At 48.8% G+C, this 16,694-nt stretch carries 20 protein-coding genes and 1 tRNA gene (1 of these 21 cut by a window edge); 12 read left to right on the top strand and 9 right to left on the bottom strand.

Annotation, left to right across the window (positions count from 1 at the left end):
* Positions 1-252, top strand: partial view of a phospholipase D-like domain-containing protein gene (locus LPB140_RS03285; protein ID WP_198024159.1) — the 3' portion only. 948 nt of this gene lie to the left of the window's left edge; only the last 252 of its 1,200 coding nucleotides appear in the window; its start codon lies beyond the left edge, outside the window; it ends in the stop codon at positions 250-252.
* Between the two features lie 31 nt (positions 253-283).
* On the opposite strand, the gene LPB140_RS03280 is transcribed toward LPB140_RS03285, so the two are convergent.
* Complete coding sequence (locus LPB140_RS03280; RefSeq protein ID WP_072560248.1) at positions 284-952, bottom strand: class I SAM-dependent methyltransferase; 669 nt, start codon at positions 950-952, stop codon at positions 284-286.
* Between the two features lie 137 nt (positions 953-1,089).
* Between LPB140_RS03280 and LPB140_RS03275 the strand changes: the two genes are divergently transcribed.
* Together LPB140_RS03275 and LPB140_RS03270 are read left to right on the top strand one after the other, a co-directional pair.
* The gene (locus tag LPB140_RS03275; RefSeq protein WP_072558648.1) at positions 1,090-1,434 is read left to right on the top strand and encodes an antibiotic biosynthesis monooxygenase family protein; all 345 of its coding nucleotides are present in this window, start codon (positions 1,090-1,092) and stop codon (positions 1,432-1,434) included.
* 23 nt (positions 1,435-1,457) lie between these two features.
* The gene (locus tag LPB140_RS03270) at positions 1,458-2,798 is read left to right on the top strand and encodes an MFS transporter (protein ID WP_083549909.1); all 1,341 of its coding nucleotides are present in this window, start codon (positions 1,458-1,460) and stop codon (positions 2,796-2,798) included.
* Here LPB140_RS03270 and LPB140_RS03265 read toward each other — a convergent pair.
* Together LPB140_RS03265 and LPB140_RS03260 are read right to left on the bottom strand one after the other, a co-directional pair.
* The gene (locus LPB140_RS03265) at positions 2,795-3,007 is read right to left on the bottom strand and encodes a hypothetical protein (protein ID WP_072558647.1); all 213 of its coding nucleotides are present in this window, start codon (positions 3,005-3,007) and stop codon (positions 2,795-2,797) included. The two genes, LPB140_RS03270 and LPB140_RS03265, sit on opposite strands and share 4 nt — an antisense overlap.
* The gene (locus LPB140_RS03260) at positions 3,007-3,198 is read right to left on the bottom strand and encodes a hypothetical protein (protein ID WP_072558646.1); all 192 of its coding nucleotides are present in this window, start codon (positions 3,196-3,198) and stop codon (positions 3,007-3,009) included. The genes LPB140_RS03265 and LPB140_RS03260 overlap by 1 nt, the downstream gene beginning before the upstream one ends.
* Positions 3,199-3,570: 372 nt before the next feature.
* On the opposite strand from LPB140_RS03260, the gene LPB140_RS03255 reads away from it, so the two are divergent.
* Complete coding sequence (locus LPB140_RS03255; RefSeq protein ID WP_072558645.1) at positions 3,571-4,446, top strand: LysR substrate-binding domain-containing protein; 876 nt, start codon at positions 3,571-3,573, stop codon at positions 4,444-4,446.
* A gap of 25 nt (positions 4,447-4,471) precedes the next feature.
* Here LPB140_RS03255 and LPB140_RS12430 read toward each other — a convergent pair whose 3' ends face one another.
* A complete protein-coding gene (locus LPB140_RS12430; protein WP_198024158.1) occupies positions 4,472-4,621 on the bottom strand; it encodes a hypothetical protein in 150 nt (49 codons plus the stop codon).
* Positions 4,622-4,735: 114 nt separating this feature from the next.
* Between LPB140_RS12430 and LPB140_RS03250 the strand changes: the two genes are divergently transcribed.
* Positions 4,736-4,810: transfer RNA gene (locus tag LPB140_RS03250), tRNA-Thr, on the top strand.
* 399 nt (positions 4,811-5,209) lie between these two features.
* Here LPB140_RS03250 and LPB140_RS03245 read toward each other — a convergent pair.
* Entirely contained in the window at positions 5,210-7,150 is a 1,941-nt protein-coding gene (locus LPB140_RS03245; protein ID WP_072558644.1) for an ATP-binding protein, read from the bottom strand.
* 460 nt (positions 7,151-7,610) lie between these two features.
* Between LPB140_RS03245 and LPB140_RS03235 the strand changes: the two genes are divergently transcribed.
* From LPB140_RS03235 to LPB140_RS03215, 5 genes are all read left to right on the top strand, one after another.
* Complete coding sequence (locus tag LPB140_RS03235) at positions 7,611-7,985, top strand: hypothetical protein (protein ID WP_156874111.1); 375 nt, start codon at positions 7,611-7,613, stop codon at positions 7,983-7,985.
* A 295-nt stretch (positions 7,986-8,280) separates the two neighbouring features.
* Positions 8,281-8,538, top strand: coding sequence for a hypothetical protein (locus LPB140_RS03230; RefSeq protein ID WP_072558641.1), 258 nt, complete (start codon positions 8,281-8,283; stop codon positions 8,536-8,538).
* Between the two features lie 303 nt (positions 8,539-8,841).
* Entirely contained in the window at positions 8,842-9,231 is a 390-nt protein-coding gene (locus LPB140_RS03225) for a hypothetical protein (RefSeq protein WP_072558640.1), read from the top strand.
* Positions 9,232-9,309: 78 nt separating this feature from the next.
* Complete coding sequence (locus tag LPB140_RS03220) at positions 9,310-10,485, top strand: AAA family ATPase (RefSeq protein ID WP_072558639.1); 1,176 nt, start codon at positions 9,310-9,312, stop codon at positions 10,483-10,485.
* A 215-nt stretch (positions 10,486-10,700) separates the two neighbouring features.
* Complete coding sequence (locus LPB140_RS03215) at positions 10,701-11,864, top strand: site-specific integrase (protein ID WP_072558638.1); 1,164 nt, start codon at positions 10,701-10,703, stop codon at positions 11,862-11,864.
* 81 nt (positions 11,865-11,945) lie between these two features.
* On the opposite strand, the gene LPB140_RS03210 is transcribed toward LPB140_RS03215, so the two are convergent.
* The 3 genes from LPB140_RS03210 to LPB140_RS03200 all read right to left on the bottom strand — a co-directional run bounded on the left by LPB140_RS03210 (position 11,946) and on the right by LPB140_RS03200 (position 13,550).
* Positions 11,946-12,695, bottom strand: a complete 750-nt coding sequence (locus LPB140_RS03210) for a MauE/DoxX family redox-associated membrane protein (protein ID WP_072558637.1) — start codon at positions 12,693-12,695, stop codon at positions 11,946-11,948.
* A complete protein-coding gene (locus LPB140_RS03205; protein WP_072558636.1) occupies positions 12,695-13,207 on the bottom strand; it encodes a DUF305 domain-containing protein in 513 nt (170 codons plus the stop codon). Before LPB140_RS03205 ends, LPB140_RS03210 begins: the two co-directional genes overlap by 1 nt.
* A gap of 67 nt (positions 13,208-13,274) precedes the next feature.
* Positions 13,275-13,550 (bottom strand): metal-sensitive transcriptional regulator, encoded by a 276-nt coding sequence (locus LPB140_RS03200; protein ID WP_072558635.1) that lies wholly within the window; start codon positions 13,548-13,550, stop codon positions 13,275-13,277.
* Positions 13,551-13,598: 48 nt separating this feature from the next.
* Here LPB140_RS03200 and LPB140_RS03195 point away from each other — a divergent pair, with 48 nt between their 5' ends.
* Positions 13,599-15,476 carry a copper resistance system multicopper oxidase gene (locus LPB140_RS03195; protein WP_072558634.1) on the top strand — a complete coding sequence of 626 codons (1,878 nt, stop codon included), beginning with the start codon at positions 13,599-13,601 and terminating at the stop codon, positions 15,474-15,476.
* 163 nt (positions 15,477-15,639) lie between these two features.
* Here LPB140_RS03195 and LPB140_RS12590 read toward each other — a convergent pair whose 3' ends face one another.
* Complete coding sequence (locus LPB140_RS12590) at positions 15,640-15,783, bottom strand: hypothetical protein (protein WP_335682203.1); 144 nt, start codon at positions 15,781-15,783, stop codon at positions 15,640-15,642.
* On the opposite strand from LPB140_RS12590, the gene LPB140_RS03190 reads away from it, so the two are divergent.
* Complete coding sequence (locus LPB140_RS03190; RefSeq protein WP_335682202.1) at positions 15,767-16,435, top strand: copper resistance protein B; 669 nt, start codon at positions 15,767-15,769, stop codon at positions 16,433-16,435. The two genes, LPB140_RS12590 and LPB140_RS03190, sit on opposite strands and share 17 nt — an antisense overlap.
* The last annotated feature ends 259 nt before the right edge of the window (positions 16,436-16,694 follow it).

The raw sequence follows: 16,694 nt of genomic DNA, 5'->3' as shown, positions 1-16,694 counted from the left end.
GATTTTATGCGCAGCTTTATTGAAGATAAAATAAAGGACAGCGAAGAAATCACCCTAAGCATGCATAAATCGCGGCATAATTATTTGGCGCGTATCCATTCCTCATTTGCATATTTTTTGGTAAATGTGGTGGATTATACTTTGGGCAGCCGAATTAAAATTGGCCAAATTAAAACGGGATTCCTATCCCGATGGGCACGGTTAAGGCGCAATGATGCCGACCAAATATCGGATATGAAGAATGAAGAATGAAGATTAAATAAATGCTGGGTGATTACGCGGTTTAATCTTCTGTGCTATCTTTATCTTTCCAGCCCCAAAATAAATGACAGGGCAAAATATTCCAAATTTCAAAGCCATCATCAATATGGGTGAAATGCGGCTCCATAAACTCACGCGCCTTTGCACGAAATTGATAGACCAGAAAAGCACCGCCGGTGCGAATGGCCCGTGCCGTTTCCTTTGCAATAATTGGCCCCAAATTATTGGGCAATGTTGAAAAAGGCAGGCCGGATAAAATATAATCGGCATGGTCATGCCCTGCAGCCTTTATAATCTCATTCACATCGGCCGCTGACCCATGGACTGCGATAAACCGGCTATCCTTAATTGTTTTTTGCAAATATTCGATAAAGTCTGGGTTCAAATCAATGACCAGCAATGTCGCATCGGGTTTCAACCTATCCAATACTGGCTGGCAAAATGTGCCAATGCCCGGCCCATATTCGACAAATAATTTGGTATTTTCCCAATCAACCGGCGCCAACATTTTATTCACCGTACGGTCCGACGAGGGAATGATTGACCCCACCATGACCGGATGCTTCAAAAATCCCTTGAAAAACACCCCCCATGGACCAGACAAGGATTGCAGTTTATCGCCAATTTTATCCAAAATACCGCGTTTTTCTAAAGAAGTCGCAGCCGAAGAACCATGTGATGGGGAAGTCATAATCATCCAATATTTTTTGCACTCTATATAAGCCCTTGCAAATGATGAAGGATATTGCAAGCATCAAGCGTTAAAAAAACGAAATAGACCGACCAATGGCGCTTGCCTATATGGTGATAGGGGCATAGGTAAATATTATGGAACATCTCCCTGCCCTACATCCATCATCCATCCCAAGCGGCGCGGTCGCGGTGATTTTTTCATCAATTCGCACGCCGGAATATGAAGACGAATATCAATTGGCCGCAGGGCAGATGGAGGATTTGGCATCGCGCCAAAAAGGATATTTGCATTTTATGGCGCTGCGGGCTGATAATCACTTTGGCATCGCCATCAGCTATTGGTCCGATATGCAAAGCGCAAAAAATTGGCGGGATAATAAAGAACATGCAAGGGTTAGGGAAATGGGACGCGATAAATTTTATTCATCCTATTCCATCCAAATTTGTGTTGTTGAACATGATTATAGCTGGTCAAAATAACATGATGACTATCAATGAAGAGCATGAATAATATGCAAAAACCTCAAAATAACAGCCCAAAAAACGCCCCCAAAATTGCACCAAAAATTGGAAGCGTACCCAATGACCGTTTGGTTATTTTATTTCTGGTCATGATGGTGGCGGCTGCAGGCAATACCGCGATGCAGGCCACATTACCCGCCATTTCCAGCACATTGAAAATTTCCGATGTGTGGGTCAGCATGGCATTTAGCTGGTCTGCGCTTTTATGGGTTTGGACCGCGCCAAAATGGGCGCGTATGTCGGACAAAAGGGGCCGCAAATTATTGATGAGCTGGGGCATGTGGGGCTTTATATCCTCCATGCTGCTATGCGGGGTCAGCCTGTGGCTTGGCCTGCATGGGTGGATTGGCGCGGGGCTCACATTTATCATATTCGCCCTGTTCCGCAGCCTATATGGCGGATTTGGTTCCGCCGCACCCCCAGCGGTTCAGGCATATCTTGCCGCCCGAACCGAGGCAGAGGAAAGATCAAAAGCCATGGCGCTGCTTGCATCTTCCTTTGGGCTAGGCACTGTTATTGGTCCGGCGGTGGCGGCATATTTGGTGTTTGAACCATTTGGCCTTGCCGGCCCATTATTCATGTTTGGCGCATTTGGTATTGCGGTGTGGGCTGCGTTAAAATTACGCTTGCCCAATGACACGCCAAAATTTGCCGCACGCGGTGCAGTGGCCAGTTACCCCAGTTCGGCGTCAGTTAATAATGCGCCCGATGGTGACATTGATGAGAATGACAACGGGCAAAGCACCGATAGAGCCCCATTAAATTTACGCGACAGCAAAATTTTCAAATGGCTGTTATCCGGTCTTGTCGTCGGCCATGCACAGGCAATTTTATTGGGCGTTATCGGATTTTTGGTGCGCGATCGGCTGCATTTATATGATCAGCCCGCAATGGCAGTTTCCATGATTGGATCGGTGATGTTTATTGGCGCCATTGCCACGCTTTTGTCGCAATGGGGGCTTATCCCGCTTTTGTCGTTAAGTCCCTCAGTCTGTGTTCGTTGGGGATCAATCGCGGCCATAATCGGTATTTTAATCATCGCAATAGGCCGTGATTTTTCGACAATCAGCCTTGGCTACGCCATTTCATCTTTGGGATTTGGCCTGACCCGTCCGGGATTTACCGCCGGTGCATCATTGGCCGTGGATCGCAGTTATCAAGGCGACATTGCCGGCAAAGTCGCCTCCATCAATGGCGCGGCATATATTGCGGCGCCGGCCATTGGCGTGGCATTATATAATTATTATGAACCGGCCAGCTTTGCTTTAATGTTAAGCGGCTTAATCTTCCTTTTATTATGGGGATGGCGCAAATTGGATTAATTGCTGCGTTTTTTGGCCGCGACGGCCGCGACGGCGGCCAATATCAACAATGTCATGCCAATGCCGCCATTTAATAAATCACCCAAACCCGGCTTAATCGCATCACCCATGCCCTTAAACGGCCCAATCAAGGTGATAAGAAGCCCCGGAATACCAAAAAGTGCAGCCACGATTAAAGGTTTGTTATTCTGCTTTTGCCCATTATCCATTATTTTTCTGCCTTTGATTTATCAAAATGCTTTTTCCATAAAAATATCGATACGACGCTGCAGCCAATGGCAATAATCAAATTGGTCTGATTCAAAGTTGTTAAAGCAACCACAGTCTGAATGACCGCAGCGATTGTGACCACAATTGCGGGCAATGCAGCCTGAAATGGCACTTCTGGCTTTTTATCCATATAAAATAATCCCCCAAATATCTGTAATTTTCTTATCCGTTACAGTTATTTATAGATTAAACAAGTGCAATATTTTAATTTATATGTCTGGGCATATAGCTGTGCGGCCTCTGCCGTCATTTTGGCCCCATTAAATCGCAAAAAAAAGGGCCGCAACTTATGTCGCAGCCCATATATAGAGTATTTAGGAGAGGATGCCTCTAAAGGCAGCGCCCTAGTCGCATAGGGTCAGAATTTGTGCAATTGCGAAAAGAAAATAGTGAGTTGCACATTTTGCAATTCACGCATAATGTCGCTGTTTAATCACGAATCATTCATATCATCAATGTTTTGTATATGGCGATTCTTCTTATATTTACATGGATTTACATAATGCGCCGCCTCCCCCCCCTCCGTTCATTAGAAGCATTTGTCCGTGTGGCACGCATGGGCTCTGCAAAGGCGGCGGCCAATGAACTTGCATTATCTGCACCCGCATTAAGCCGCCGTTTAAAGGCGTTAGAGGATTTTGTCGGTAAGCCTTTATTCGACCGTAAATCGCAATCCATGATTTTAAACGCCGATGGCAAAATTTTGCTGGACGCGGTATCACCGGCATTGGACGCGATGGCAGAGGCGGTGGAGGATTTGGCATCTGATGGTAATAATTTCCGTTTAAGATTAGGGGTATTGCCCCTTTTCGGGTCACAGCGGCTTATCCCAAAATTACCCGAATTGCGGCGAATTTATCCCAAATTGCATATTGATGTCGACACATCGGCGCATGCAGAAAAATTATTGGGTGATGTCATTGATGCGGCAATTATTATCACGGATAAGGTTGATCCCTCACTTTACAGCGTGCGATTGGACCAAAATATGGTCTATGCCATCGCATCGCGCACATTGGCAGCGGAACATAAGCTTGAAAGGCCAGAGGATCTGACGGGCCAAACTATATTAGTGCATAGCGAAATGCCCGAAATATTTAAGGCATGGTGCGCAGAGGTTAATGTGCCCAATTTGCGCCCCGCCTCCATCGACCATATGGATAGCGGCCCATTAATGTTGGAGGCGGCGGCCAACGGCCTTGGCGTTGCGATTATGCATGGCAGCCATTTTTCCGATGCCCGTGATCCGCGCCTCACCCGATTATTTAATTTTGAGATTCAAAGCCCCTATAGCTATTGGTTTGTATGCCGCCACCGCGATATGCGTAAACGCGTGGTGCGTTTATTTCATGATTGGCTAATTAAAACGGATATTTAATCCACATTATTCGCTCAAACGCATTTTATTGCGATTGCGAATCCGATTCACCCTTTTTTTCTGGCTTTAAATCGCGTGCTTGCGACTTACGACGGCGCAGATTCTCTCTCAACGCCTCGCCAAGACGCTTCGCTTTATCCTCTGCCTTGCTGTTTTTTGTGTCATTTTGCGGCATTTCATCCTCTTTTTGAAAAAATATTCAATTTATTTGCTTCAATCAACTATCTTATCTTGACAATATAGCAAGCATATCGGCATAGGCGCGCTTGACTTTATGTCTTTATGGTCAGCTGCTGTAGCTCAGTGGTAGAGCGCGTCATTGGTAATGACGAGGTCGAGAGTTCAATTCTCTCTAGCAGCACCATTCCTTCAGCTTAGTGTGAAACTGTTTCCTACGGGAAGTGCTTAAACGTGGATGCGCGCTTGGGTATGGCGTGGGTGGTGCTTTGGCTAGAAACACGGGCTTGTGTCCGCTACGGGCGCAAAAGCGGACAGTAGAAATACAAAAGCTGCCCGTTGGCTTCCGCCCCAATTACGGGCGTTCATGTTATCCGGCTCAATGTCTGCTTTGGGCGCAAAAACGGTCACAGCCTTGTCTCCAGCAGAGCAGGCGCTAAGTTTCCGGTTTTTGTTATAAGTCTCTGCACGAGTATATGCTTTTGTTATTGGGCTGGGAGAGCGCCACGAAGAATCTCTCTCAACGGCGCATAGTTTTCCTGATGCGCCATCCAGCCAAATTACAGCGCTAACGATCGCGGATAGGTCATCCCCCGCCGTTTAATAAATCACCTTGTAGCGGCGCTACTGTCCGCTTTTCAAGCGGTTTGCTTGTCAAATATTCTTGCATAAATGGAGCCTCAGCAAGCTTGTCTCTAAGCTGGAACATACGCTTTTCACCTTGCGCAATAAAGTTTGTATAGAGCCATGGCTTAATAACTACAGAATCTGACCATTCTTTGCGCGGCTCATCTTCACCTGCCGCGATTTGATCCCCCAAAACGTGGCCAAAAACTTTGGTATAACGGCTGATGTATCCACGTTGCTCAAGTGCTTTCACATATTTCCAAACTTGGTCTTTCTCCTTAGAGCCAAGCGGAACACCGGGTTTTTTCAGTTCAACTATTGAGAGGACAGCACAGCCATTTTGATCACCTTCGTCATCATAGTTGGGCCGCGAATAGAATCCAATCGAACTATCCGGCAAAACCACAAAATCAGGACGGATTGTCTCGGCCTTCTCCTGAACACCAAACAGTTCGCGGATCACTGTTGTGATCCCTTTGTTTGAAGTGAACTCAATGCTCTCAAACTGCGGGCCGAAAATCCACAAGCTTCGTTCAAAGAGTGGCTGGAGATCTTGCACTTCGTCTGTCGTTTTGTCTGCTGTTTTGTTTGATAATTCAGCTAGTATTCGCAATCGCTTCTCAACTTCATCCAACGCTTCTTTGGCGAGTTCCGTAGTCCAGCGATCTAAGATATCATTCCAGTTGTCGAAGTCATCCGGTGACATATTTTGCATCTTGGCCAACAAGGCATACTGGCTTTCGGCATGTTCCATACTCGCCAGTACATCCATGACCTGCTGAACTTGGTTTGGACCAAGGCTAGGACACTTTTCCATTATATTATCGAGCGCAGTAGAAAGGCGTTCTTGGCTGCGCTTTGGTAACGTATGCTGTAGGCTCGAATGATTTTCCAACCATTGATTTTTGGTCTCAGCTCTTTTTGCCGCAGTCAGCTCAAACAGTTTTGACCGAACAGCATCTTCACAGGCTTTGCGGGTTTGGTTCCAGCTCTCACTGTCTTGTTTGAAGCCAGACCAATCGGCCAAAACGTCTGGTTTTAGGTGATCTGCTTTTAAAATGAACGTATAACGCTTTGCCTCTTCACGCCGTCCATCAAGTACTGATTGGTCTTCAAAATTCTTCCAGTCACAGGCTCCCACAAGCCGATCTGTTACCCACCACGCAATACCGTGCTGTTTGGTTGATCGATCCGTTTTCTCACTGTCGATAACAACCATTTCGACTGTTGTTGCTGCATCAATCTGGACTTGGATAGTTTCTACCCCGTGGGATGGAATATCTTCAAATGTGACCTTCTTACCTTCAACGAAAACTTCAAACTCTGGGTTCGTTAAAAACCTTGTGCTAAGAACAGACCGCGCCATATCAGCGCTCATCCCGGCGGGCTGAATTTCTTCACCGATGATCTTGAAGCCACGCCAAGTTGATTTTTCTTCTGCCAGTTTTTTAATGTGAAACGGCGACGGTTTGAGCGGTGTCCTTTTCATCCTGAACGAGCACTTTATGCCCTCCTTGCCAATTTCAACTTGGAACGGGGATGAAAAACAGAAGGCTGCAAACCTCCCCTTTCCATTGCGGCCAAATGCCCGGCGTTTGCGATACCCCTCCAAGTCTTCTGGTGGGTCTGTATATTCGCCTAACTCATTGACACGGTTATAGTTGAATCGCTTCCAACGAGCGTTCAATTGCTCTTCTGTCATTCCCAAGCCGTTATCTTTGATCTCGAATGCTTGTTCGGTTGAGGGCCATGTAATGTCCACTCGGGTTGCATAGGCGTCCCATGCGTTGGCGACCAACTCCACAAGAGCCGTAGTGGGGTCTTTGATGATCGAACCGGCATGATCCTCTAAAAATCGAGGGTCATATGTAAGAGGTGTATTTTCAAAAAGATCGCTCAAAATTCATTTCTTTCGACCAACATACCGCAAACATAGTGAGGCAAGCTAACTTGGTCAAAAGAATACGCTTTAGGACCATATGAATATAACTGCCGCACAAGCAGCAGAGGCAAACATCTTGGGAATAAAGATCAACTTTTCATCGACCATAATCCTAACTCAGAACCAAGATCAAGCCGATATCTGCTTTCCGGATGTAGCTGCCATTAGAAGTCATCCGTCCCAATGTCCGCTTCCCGCCCAATTTGTGTCATTCAGCAATTCAAATGCTAATTTCTACTCTCGGGCTATAGCAGACGTGAGCAATATGAAGGCTAGTTTGTCAACGCGCGAAATTGAGTATCTTATATGAGATAGGGAGAGCCCCGCCTCAGTTCATCGCCCTCGGAAGAAATTCCGGGGGCTTTTTTTATGCCCGAAAGGAATACACACAATGATTTCACTACGAACATCCGCTGCAATGAACAGCACAATACGGCTGCTTGCCGACAATACCCTTAAACACCTGCTGTCCCTGCGCCAAAACCAGCTGACCGAATGGGATGGGATTGATCTAAGCGATCTCTCCCACTTTCTCGTTATCCAGCCGGGAGATACAGCAGCGGAAGCAGAGCACGAACTCGGCTGGTCATTGCTGCAGAACATGGTCGATGGCGCGTGCTATGGCCAACCTGATTTCACGCCCTCCTGGGAATGGATTGAAGCGCATGACGGCTGGTATGAATTTGTCTTCATCATCAGCGACGATGGCTTCGGCATAAATGTATTTGTTGAAAACCATCCAGATACCGACAGCGATCTGCTGGCCATGTGCCGGGAATATACCAAAGCCTGAACCAGCAATCTCACTTCAAGAATATCGGCAGCAGCGTCCTTCATGGGCGCTTTTTTTATGCCTGAAAGGAAACTCAAATGAATTACATCAAAACCATATCGCACAAACATCCGCTTTACGTCCGACACGTCCTGCAAACGAGCGGCAAAGATGCTGACGCAACAGCCAATGTAAGGAGAATAGAGCCACCTGGTGAAGAAATCACCTCTCTGCCGCAATATCGAGCCGACGTTCCGCGAAACAGCATCAAATCTGGCTGTATACGCTCACACGCCTGCGGCTTGGCGGCAGGGGCATGATGCGGCTATTGCTCTGGCTTATCGTCCTGAGCTTCGCGCTTGTCACGCTTAGGATAGCCTTGGCGGCCTTCTTGGCGTTTCTAGCAGTCGGGCTGTTAGTCGCATTGGTGCGAGCCCCTCGGCAAACGCTCACTGTCATCTGTGCTTTGGCGCTGTTGCAGGCCTTCAATCAATATCCGTTGGCTGGATTGCTTCTAATGACAGCGGTTATTGTCCTAGGGCCTTTTGCCAAAGGGCGAAAATCAGATGAATAACGGGGCAATAAAACTCAAAGTTCACGTTGCATATTGAAAATTTTTTCAAATGTGACTTGAAAATCAAAAATACGATGTTATCTCGGCGGTGCTTGGCAAATGGCAGAATGTTGACCACCGCCAAGTAGCCCTCCGCAAGTGCAATGAGGGCGTTAGTTCGAACTGAACAACGCCACATTTGCGTCGAGGCCTTCTTACGCCTTCAAACAATCAAGACGTTGTCAATTCGACCTTTTGCCTCGCCAGCAAAAGGAACGTTTTTGATTGCTGGTTGGCGGCCAGTGAACACACTGGAAAATAAAAATGACTACCAATATTAAGCTTCAAGCATACCCTCTCGATACTCGCAAAGAATTGGCTGAACAGCTTTCTGAAGCGAATAAAAACAAGCTAAATACGAAAGTGCTCGCGAACCTTGGCCCCAAAGCAACCGCCGCACTTGCCGAGTATAAAGCAGAACGTCAGCTTTTAGTGAAAGTCGGCCAAGATAGCCTTATTGATTATCTCAAGTTTCTGATGGCAGAAGGTATCAATTACTTCGAATTCATTACCGACGCCGTCCATCAAGAGGTCGGAGGTTACGACCTGGAACAGCGAGTATCTGATCTACTTGGAAAGCATAATGGTGATCTCTGGCATTCCTGCAGAGGCCCGTTAGTCGGGCCGTATTATTACCTCTCACATAGCTGGTAATCACCAATTTTATTCGCGGGCGGGGGGAAAGTTTCCTCCGCCCCCTTACAATTCTTAATTTAGAGACTGAGAAATTTAATGAACAATGAAACGACAACCGGCGTGGCAGATAAAACCGCAGCGCCAATAGATGCTAAAGCTCTGAAAATTAACATCAAGCCAAAACCTGAGGAGACTGTAACCCCGACTCCTAGCGATAACGCCGGGGAAACTGGAAAACTGGAAAGCTGCAACGCTCAGAGAAACCCACTTGAGGATCACTCCCTAATCGGAGAGGGGAATAAGCTCGCTGAGCAAGCTCAACAGCAGGTTCCGTTATTGGGGGATTTATGTCTCAAGGGGCAGACCTCGATCTGGTATGCAGCTCCGAATACCGGCAAAACCCTATTGGCTTTATCGCTCACAATGAAAGCAATTAGTGACAGGAGAATAGAGGGAAACAAAGTCTTCTACATAAATGCTGACGACAGTGCCTCTGGAATGGCTCAGAAGACAAGGTTACTGGATGACCTCGGTGTCCACACATTAACGCCAGGATTTAAAAAATTCACAGCCAAAAAGCTTACCGAAGCTATGCGCTTGATGGCTAATAACGGAACAGCAAAAGGAACCCTAATAATCATAGATACGGTCAAGAAATTTTTTGACCTAATGAGCAAAAAGGAATCAAAGGAATTTGGAGATCTGACAAGGCAAATCTCATTGAAGGGTGGGACTGTTCTCGGCTTGGCACATACCAATAAAAACCTGAACGCAAAGGGAAAGCCTGTTCATGCTGGCACAAGCGATTTGATGGAAGATTTTGACACAATCTATATGCTCGAATGCCTCAACGGAGCTAAAAAGCATGAGAAATTCATCAAAGCCACAAATGAGAAACGCAGAGGCGACAACGTAGAAGAAACTCATTTCAAGTTCAGTTCTGAATTTGGGCTGTCCTATGAACAACGGCTGCTGTCTGTCATTGAAAGTGATCCCGAGTTTGGCGACATCGAAGTGCAAATAGATATGCAAGAGCAGGATATAATCGATAATATCAGAGCAGCCATAAAGCATAAAAACGACAAGAAGATGAAGATTGTTGCTACCGTGAACAAAGCTACGAAAGCCAGCCGCAATACTATCTTGGATGTCTTAGTTAAGCATTCAGGCCCAAATCCCGAAGAACATCTATGGGATTTTGACGTGCGAGGGCGAGGTGCTCACGTCTATTCCCTGCATGAAAAGCCTGAAGCGGAGCCAGCAGAAGGCTAGGCGGTAACAGCAGGTTTCCAGAATGCCAGTTTCCCAGCATTCCAGTTACCCCTGCATTAGAGATGCCAGCCGCTACCTTCCCACCGAATTTCGCGAAATTGCGGCTGGGTCTGCGCTAGGGCGCGAAACGCGGCTGGTACCCCCTCCCCCATCCCCAGCACTCAAACGCTGCCCTGTGCGGCAGATTTTCCACCACAAACACGAAAGGACTACCCATGCCCAAAGCAAAATTGGACGCCGCCTTCTGTCTCACCGCTCAATGCGAAGACGGCAAGAAGAAAACCGACTACTACTCCGAAGCCATTCCCGGCTTCATACTTGAATGCCGTGCGACCGGCGGCAAGACTTACTACCAGCGGTATCATGACCAGAACGGTCGCCAGCGCCAGATCAAGATTGCGGCTTATGGCGAGATCACCTTTGAGCAAGCGAAGAAACGTGCTCAACATTTACGTAGCGAAGCCGTGCTTGGCGGCGATCCAGCCGGTGCAAAAGCCGAAAAGAAAGCCATCCCGCTGTATTCAGAGCTGGCTGTTCAGCATCTTGACCATGCTTCGACCTATCAGCGCAGCTATGACAGCACGCGGCGCATCATCGAGAACCATGTCATCCCGCGCTGGGGCAACAAACGGCTGGACGAGATAAAACAGCAGGACGTGGCAATGTGGCTGTCTGATAAACGCAAGGACGGTTTAGCGCCCGCAAGCGTTGAAAAGATACGCACGATGTTCAGCCGGTCATTCGCGCTGGCGATGCAGTGGAACCTTTTTGATCATAATCCGGTCAAAGACATTCCTCGTGCCAAGTTCAACAATGCACGGGAGCGTTACCTGACGAGCGAAGAAGCGGAACGGCTCCGGCTGGCCTGCGAGTGTTCATCCAACCCGCAGCTTAAGCACATTGTAGGCCTGTTGCTGTTGACCGGCGCACGCAAGTCAGAGTTGCTCAATGCGGAATGGCGGCACATTGATCTGGAACAGCGATCCTGGAAGCTTCCTATGACCAAGAACGGACGAGGTCGCCATGTGCCGTTGTCACAGCCCGCTGTGGATATCATCAAGCAGTTACCGAAGTTTGATGGCTGTCCTTACCTGCTTCCCAATCCGCAAACCTTGAAACCCTATGTGGATATCAAGAAAGCGTGGCAGGAAGCACGAAAGCTGGCTGGACTGGAAGACCTGCACATTCATGATCTACGGCACAGCGCGGCCAGTTTCATGATAAATGCCGGTATCGACCTTTACACGGTCGGCAAGATGATCGGTCATGTCAGCATCAACAGCACAACCCGCTACTCGCATCTCGCCAATGATACCCTCATGGCAGCTGCGGAAGCGGGAGCGGCTAAGTTGGATGTGAATTGGTCGAAAGACGCTTAAACTATCAACTGCCCGGATCGGAGCATTTTACCCTGCATGGGTGGAGTGGTTCGGTCCGGGCATATTTTTATTTTTTGTGAATTAGATCCCGGTCATCTTAACAAGCATCCATATCGCCATGCCGACCATGAAGATATTCTCGGTGAGCGAGATAAAGCCCAAGGGCACATTGCTGTCCCCGCCAACGCAGGCGCATTTCAGCTCGCGTTTCTGGACATAGACCGCATAGAATACCGATATGCCGCCAATCGTTCCGATAAACAGCGCAACCGGTATCGCGAGCCACATGGCAACGCCTGCGATCATCAAAAGCCCCGCCAGCCCCTCGCCAAACGGATAGAGATAGGCATAAGGCACCCAGCGTTTTGCGAGCAGGTCATAGTTCAGAAACATGCTGGAAAAACTTTCCACATCGCGCAGCTTCAAATAGGCGAGCCCGCACATGCTGAACGCCACAAACCATTCGGCGGTGAGCACAGACAGGATATTGCCGGTGGCAACGAACGCTGCGCCCAGTGCCATCAGGAACATCATAGCGAACAAAGCAATTACCGGCTGGTAACTCATGTCGCTCTGCTGCTCTTCGGGTTTGTCCTTACCCAGATAGATACGCAGATCGTCATGTCCGCCAATCCGCTTTCCGTCGATAAATGTCTGCGGCGTGGTTTTTACATCATGCTGTTCCTTAAACGCATCGGTTTCTTCGCGCGTGGTCAGGTGATGGTCCTCGACCTTGAAACCCTCTCTCTCCAGCAGATATTTCGACTTCAGACCATAAGGACAAATATGCTGGTCCATCACCATGCGATATAATTTTGCGGTTTTAGCCATTAAAGCTCGCCTTCAAATTCGGGAACAGGGCGCGCATTTGCTTGTGCTGCCGTTGTGGCCTTTCCGTTCTTCCGGATATCATCAATCAGCCACTTCATCTCTTTGATTTCACGGCGTTGGGCCTTGATGATTTTGTCGGCAAGCTCGCGAACTCGTTGATCTTCGATATTCGCACGCTCACTGGTCAGAATGGCGATGGAGTGGTGCGGGATCATCGCCTTCTGCCACGCCTGATCCGAAATCGTGTCTTGCGAGCGGACAAGATAAAGCGACCCTGCAAAAATGACCGCCGCACCGCCCAAAATCATCGTGTTTTTCTTTTTTTCACCATACATACCGAGCATGAAAAGCAGCATGACAACGGCCATCGCAGCTCCCATGTACAGCGCCATCCATGTTCGCGTTTCGCTATAAAAAATATGCTCCAGAGCGTAAGTGTTCAAATACATCAGGCCGAACATCACCGCTGTCGACACCGATATCATTACCAGAAATCGTGTATATTTTCCCATGAAAAATCCTCCTCAAATCCTGATACTGTCTGGGGGTATAGGTGCGGCAACCTCGAAACTATGAGGGTCAGCGCTTCGCTTTTTCAAATAGATCTACTAGCTCGCTAAACTTTTCACGCTGCTCATCGGCATCACCGCTCGCGATGGCCTCGGCAACGCAGCAGGCAGCATGGTCCTTCAAAACCTCGCTCTCAACCTTGGTTATGGCGGCACGAACGGCCTGAATTTGATGGAGGATGTCGATGCAGTACCGATCTTCCTCAACCATCCGCGATATCCCGCGCACTTGGCCCTCAATGCGTTTGAGCCGGTTGATTTTCTTTTCTGAGCTTTTTCCGGCCATCGCCTGAACCTCTTGCCAAATACCTATAGGGGGTATATAAACCCGTCTATGACAAAAAGCAATATAACAGTTTCCCGTCGCGGCTTAATCGGCAGCATGGCAGCATTGGCTGGGGCATCTGCAATTTCGATGCCCGCTTGGTCAAAAGGGGCGATGGCAGCACATATCCGTAATGGCATGGATGAACTGTCCGGCTCAAAAATCGATCTGCATATCGGCAGCGGCCATTTTGCAACCGGGCGGCGCTCTGGTCACGCTATTGCAGTGAACGGCACTGTTCCCGGCCCTCTGATAAGGTTGAAGGAGGGTCAGAAAACGCTCCTGAATATTCACAATATGCTGGATGAGGACAGCTCCATTCATTGGCACGGCATATTGTTGCCGTTCCAGTTTGATGGCGTTCCTGGCATCAGCTTTCCCGGTATCAAGCCCGATGGTCATTTCCAGGTTCCACTGACCCCGCGTCAATCGGGAACATATTGGTGGCACAGTCACAGCGGATTGCAGGAACAGGCTGGACATTATGGCCCGATTATCGTTGACCCTGCCGGGCCGGATCCAGTCGAATATGACCGCGAGCATATCATATTGCTGAGCGAATTTACGCCGATGCACCCGCACACGATCATGAAAAAGCTGAAGAGCGGCGAAGGATATTTCAACCGCAATAAGACATCTGCAACAGACGAATACGCGATGAGCGCACAAGAGCGCCTGATGTGGGGGCGAATGCGGATGATGCCGACCGACATTTCCGACGTTTCTGCACCTACTTATACTTACCTGATCAATGGCCACGGCCCTGAAGATGGCCTTGAGCTCCCGTTCAAGCCCAGTGAACGGGTTCGGCTGCGCATCATCAATGGCAGCGCCATGACATTCTTCAATATCCGATTGCCAGGCTTGCCAATGACTGTCGTGCAAGCTGATGGTTTGAACGTGCAGCCCGTTGAAGTGGACGAACTGCAGATCGGCGTTGCTGAAACCTATGATGTAGTCGTCACCCCAGACAAGCCAGGGGCATTTGCGATTGCGGCAGAGGCAATGGACCGGTCCGGAATGGCGCAAGCGTCATTGACATCTCAACCCGGAATGAAGGCGGGTTTTCCGGCTCTGCGCGACGCTCCGCTGCTCACAATGGCCGATATGGGCATGGATCACGGGAATATGGATCACGGGAATATGGATCACGGCGACATGGGCGCGATGGACCATAGTGCACATGGCAAAGACGCCGCTCCTAAAATGGATCATGGCACGATGGACCATTCAACCATGGACCATTCCAAAATGGGTCATGGTGCAATGGGCGACCCAATGCCTGTTGCAGACACCGGCAAGCCAGAGATGCAAATGGACATGTCCGGCATGAACATGCGCGATACGTCGAAACTGCCTGCTGACGTGAAGGTCGGCCCTGGCATTGATATGGTTGCCATGAATGCGCCGGATCGCACCGGTTATCCTGGCCTTGGCCTTGATAAAGTCCCGCACCGTGTTCTCAATTATCGAATGCTCAAGTCGCTAGAAATGGATCATGGGAAGCGCAAACCGGACCGGGAGATGGAACTGCATCTCACTGGAAATATGGAGCGCTATATGTGGTCATTTGACGGCAAAAAATTCAGCGCCGTTGGAGATGAGCCAATCCGCTTTGCATATGATGAGCGCGTACGGGTGAAACTGGTCAATAACACGATGATGGCGCACCCCATTCATTTGCACGGGATGTTTTTTGAAGTGGTGAATGGCCAAGGCCATCATCAGCCAAAAAAGCACACGGTCATTGTTCAACCCGGCAGCAGCGCCACGTTTGATGTGACGACCGACGAGCCGGGTGACTGGGCTTTTCATTGTCATCTGCTGTATCATATGCATGCGGGCATGATGCAGACCGTTAGCGTCGCTTTCCCAAAGGACGCATGATGCACAAAATTTGTCTATTCTTAGCGGCGGCCTCGACCGCATCCGCACCTTTGTCGGCGCAGGATCATAGCCAGCATGGTGATCACTCCGCGCACCAAGCCGAAGAGACAAAGCCTGCTCCTCCTGCGATTGACCATAGCGTTATGGATCATAGCAAGATGGATCATAGCCAAATGGACCACAGCACGCTGGAACATTCTGCGCCCAAAGCTGCGGCCTCGCCCGCACGACCGCCAAACTCAACCAGCGGGCCTGCAAGAGCCGCCGATGCCATTTGGGGCGCAGAGGCGATGCGGCCATCACGCAAGGCGCTTTACGAAGAACATGGCGATATGCAGATATTCTGGTTCCAGGGCGACAGACTGGAATATCGTGCCCGAGAAGGCGGTGACGGATATCTATGGGACGTGCAGGGTTATTATGGCGGCGATCTTGATAAGTTCTGGTTCAAGAGTGAGGGCGAAGGATCATTCGGTGAAAGCGCAGAACAGGCTGAAATTCAGGCGCTATACAGCCGCGCTATCGCTCCGTTTTTTGACTTGCAAGTTGGTATACGACAAGATTTTACCGGGCCTGACCGCACCTATGGCGTAGTCGGTGTCCAAGGCCTCGTCCCTTATATGCTCGAGGTTGATGCTGCTGCATTTTTGTCTGACAAGGGCGATCTTACCGGACGCATTGAGGCTGAATATGACCAACGAATCACCGACAGGCTGATTCTACAACCACGCGCAGAAATGAATTTTTCTGCGCAGGATATTGCTGAACTAGACATTGGATCCGGTATCGATAGTGCAGAATTGGGCCTACGTCTGCGGTACGAGATCGAACGCGAATTTGCGCCTTATATCGGTGTAGAACAGGAATGGAAATTAGGCGGGAGCAAGGATTTTGCCCGAGCTGATGGTGAAGATGCCAGCGTTACAAATTACGTGATAGGCGTGCGTTTCTGGTTTTGACATTATGATCTATAAAAAATATCACGCCGCTTGGTTGCACGGCAAATCAAATGCCCGCAGGTATAGCGCAGGTCGCATTTTTGATTTTTTCCTACCCAAAGCACTTTCAGTAGGAAAAGCGCAAATCCGAAACTCGCTACAATCTGGGTATCGCATGGGTCGTGGATAAAGTTTCGGCTCGATTACCGTTCAATCTCTTACAAATCCTCGCGTTATCGAAATCAGTCCCTTGCTTTGGTAATGACGAGGTCGGGAGTTC

The sequence above is a fragment of the Sphingorhabdus lutea genome (assembly GCF_001889025.1).
Taxonomy (GTDB): domain Bacteria; phylum Pseudomonadota; class Alphaproteobacteria; order Sphingomonadales; family Sphingomonadaceae; genus Sphingorhabdus_B; species Sphingorhabdus_B lutea.
Note: the sequence above shows the minus strand (reverse complement) of the source record. Positions and strands in the feature narration are given on the sequence as shown.

Bases quoted from the DNA above. Each gene is read 5' to 3' on its own strand.
- LPB140_RS03280 (WP_072560248.1), bottom strand. From the start codon at position 952: ATGACTTCCCCATCACATGGTTCTTCGGCTGCGACTTCTTTAGAAAAA.
- LPB140_RS03275 (WP_072558648.1), top strand. From the start codon at position 1,090: ATGGAACATCTCCCTGCCCTACATCCATCATCCATCCCAAGCGGCGCG.
- LPB140_RS03270 (WP_083549909.1), top strand. From the start codon at position 1,458: ATGAATAATATGCAAAAACCTCAAAATAACAGCCCAAAAAACGCCCCC.
- LPB140_RS03265 (WP_072558647.1), bottom strand. From the start codon at position 3,007: ATGGATAATGGGCAAAAGCAGAATAACAAACCTTTAATCGTGGCTGCA.
- LPB140_RS03260 (WP_072558646.1), bottom strand. From the start codon at position 3,198: ATGGATAAAAAGCCAGAAGTGCCATTTCAGGCTGCATTGCCCGCAATT.
- LPB140_RS03255 (WP_072558645.1), top strand. From the start codon at position 3,571: ATGCGCCGCCTCCCCCCCCTCCGTTCATTAGAAGCATTTGTCCGTGTG.
- LPB140_RS12430 (WP_198024158.1), bottom strand. From the start codon at position 4,621: ATGCCGCAAAATGACACAAAAAACAGCAAGGCAGAGGATAAAGCGAAG.
- LPB140_RS03235 (WP_156874111.1), top strand. From the start codon at position 7,611: ATGAACAGCACAATACGGCTGCTTGCCGACAATACCCTTAAACACCTG.
- LPB140_RS03230 (WP_072558641.1), top strand. From the start codon at position 8,281: ATGATGCGGCTATTGCTCTGGCTTATCGTCCTGAGCTTCGCGCTTGTC.
- LPB140_RS03225 (WP_072558640.1), top strand. From the start codon at position 8,842: ATGACTACCAATATTAAGCTTCAAGCATACCCTCTCGATACTCGCAAA.
- LPB140_RS03220 (WP_072558639.1), top strand. From the start codon at position 9,310: ATGAACAATGAAACGACAACCGGCGTGGCAGATAAAACCGCAGCGCCA.
- LPB140_RS03215 (WP_072558638.1), top strand. From the start codon at position 10,701: ATGCCCAAAGCAAAATTGGACGCCGCCTTCTGTCTCACCGCTCAATGC.
- LPB140_RS03210 (WP_072558637.1), bottom strand. From the start codon at position 12,695: ATGGCTAAAACCGCAAAATTATATCGCATGGTGATGGACCAGCATATT.
- LPB140_RS03205 (WP_072558636.1), bottom strand. From the start codon at position 13,207: ATGGGAAAATATACACGATTTCTGGTAATGATATCGGTGTCGACAGCG.
- LPB140_RS03200 (WP_072558635.1), bottom strand. From the start codon at position 13,550: ATGGCCGGAAAAAGCTCAGAAAAGAAAATCAACCGGCTCAAACGCATT.
- LPB140_RS03195 (WP_072558634.1), top strand. From the start codon at position 13,599: ATGACAAAAAGCAATATAACAGTTTCCCGTCGCGGCTTAATCGGCAGC.
- LPB140_RS03190 (WP_335682202.1), top strand. From the start codon at position 15,767: ATGCGGCCATCACGCAAGGCGCTTTACGAAGAACATGGCGATATGCAG.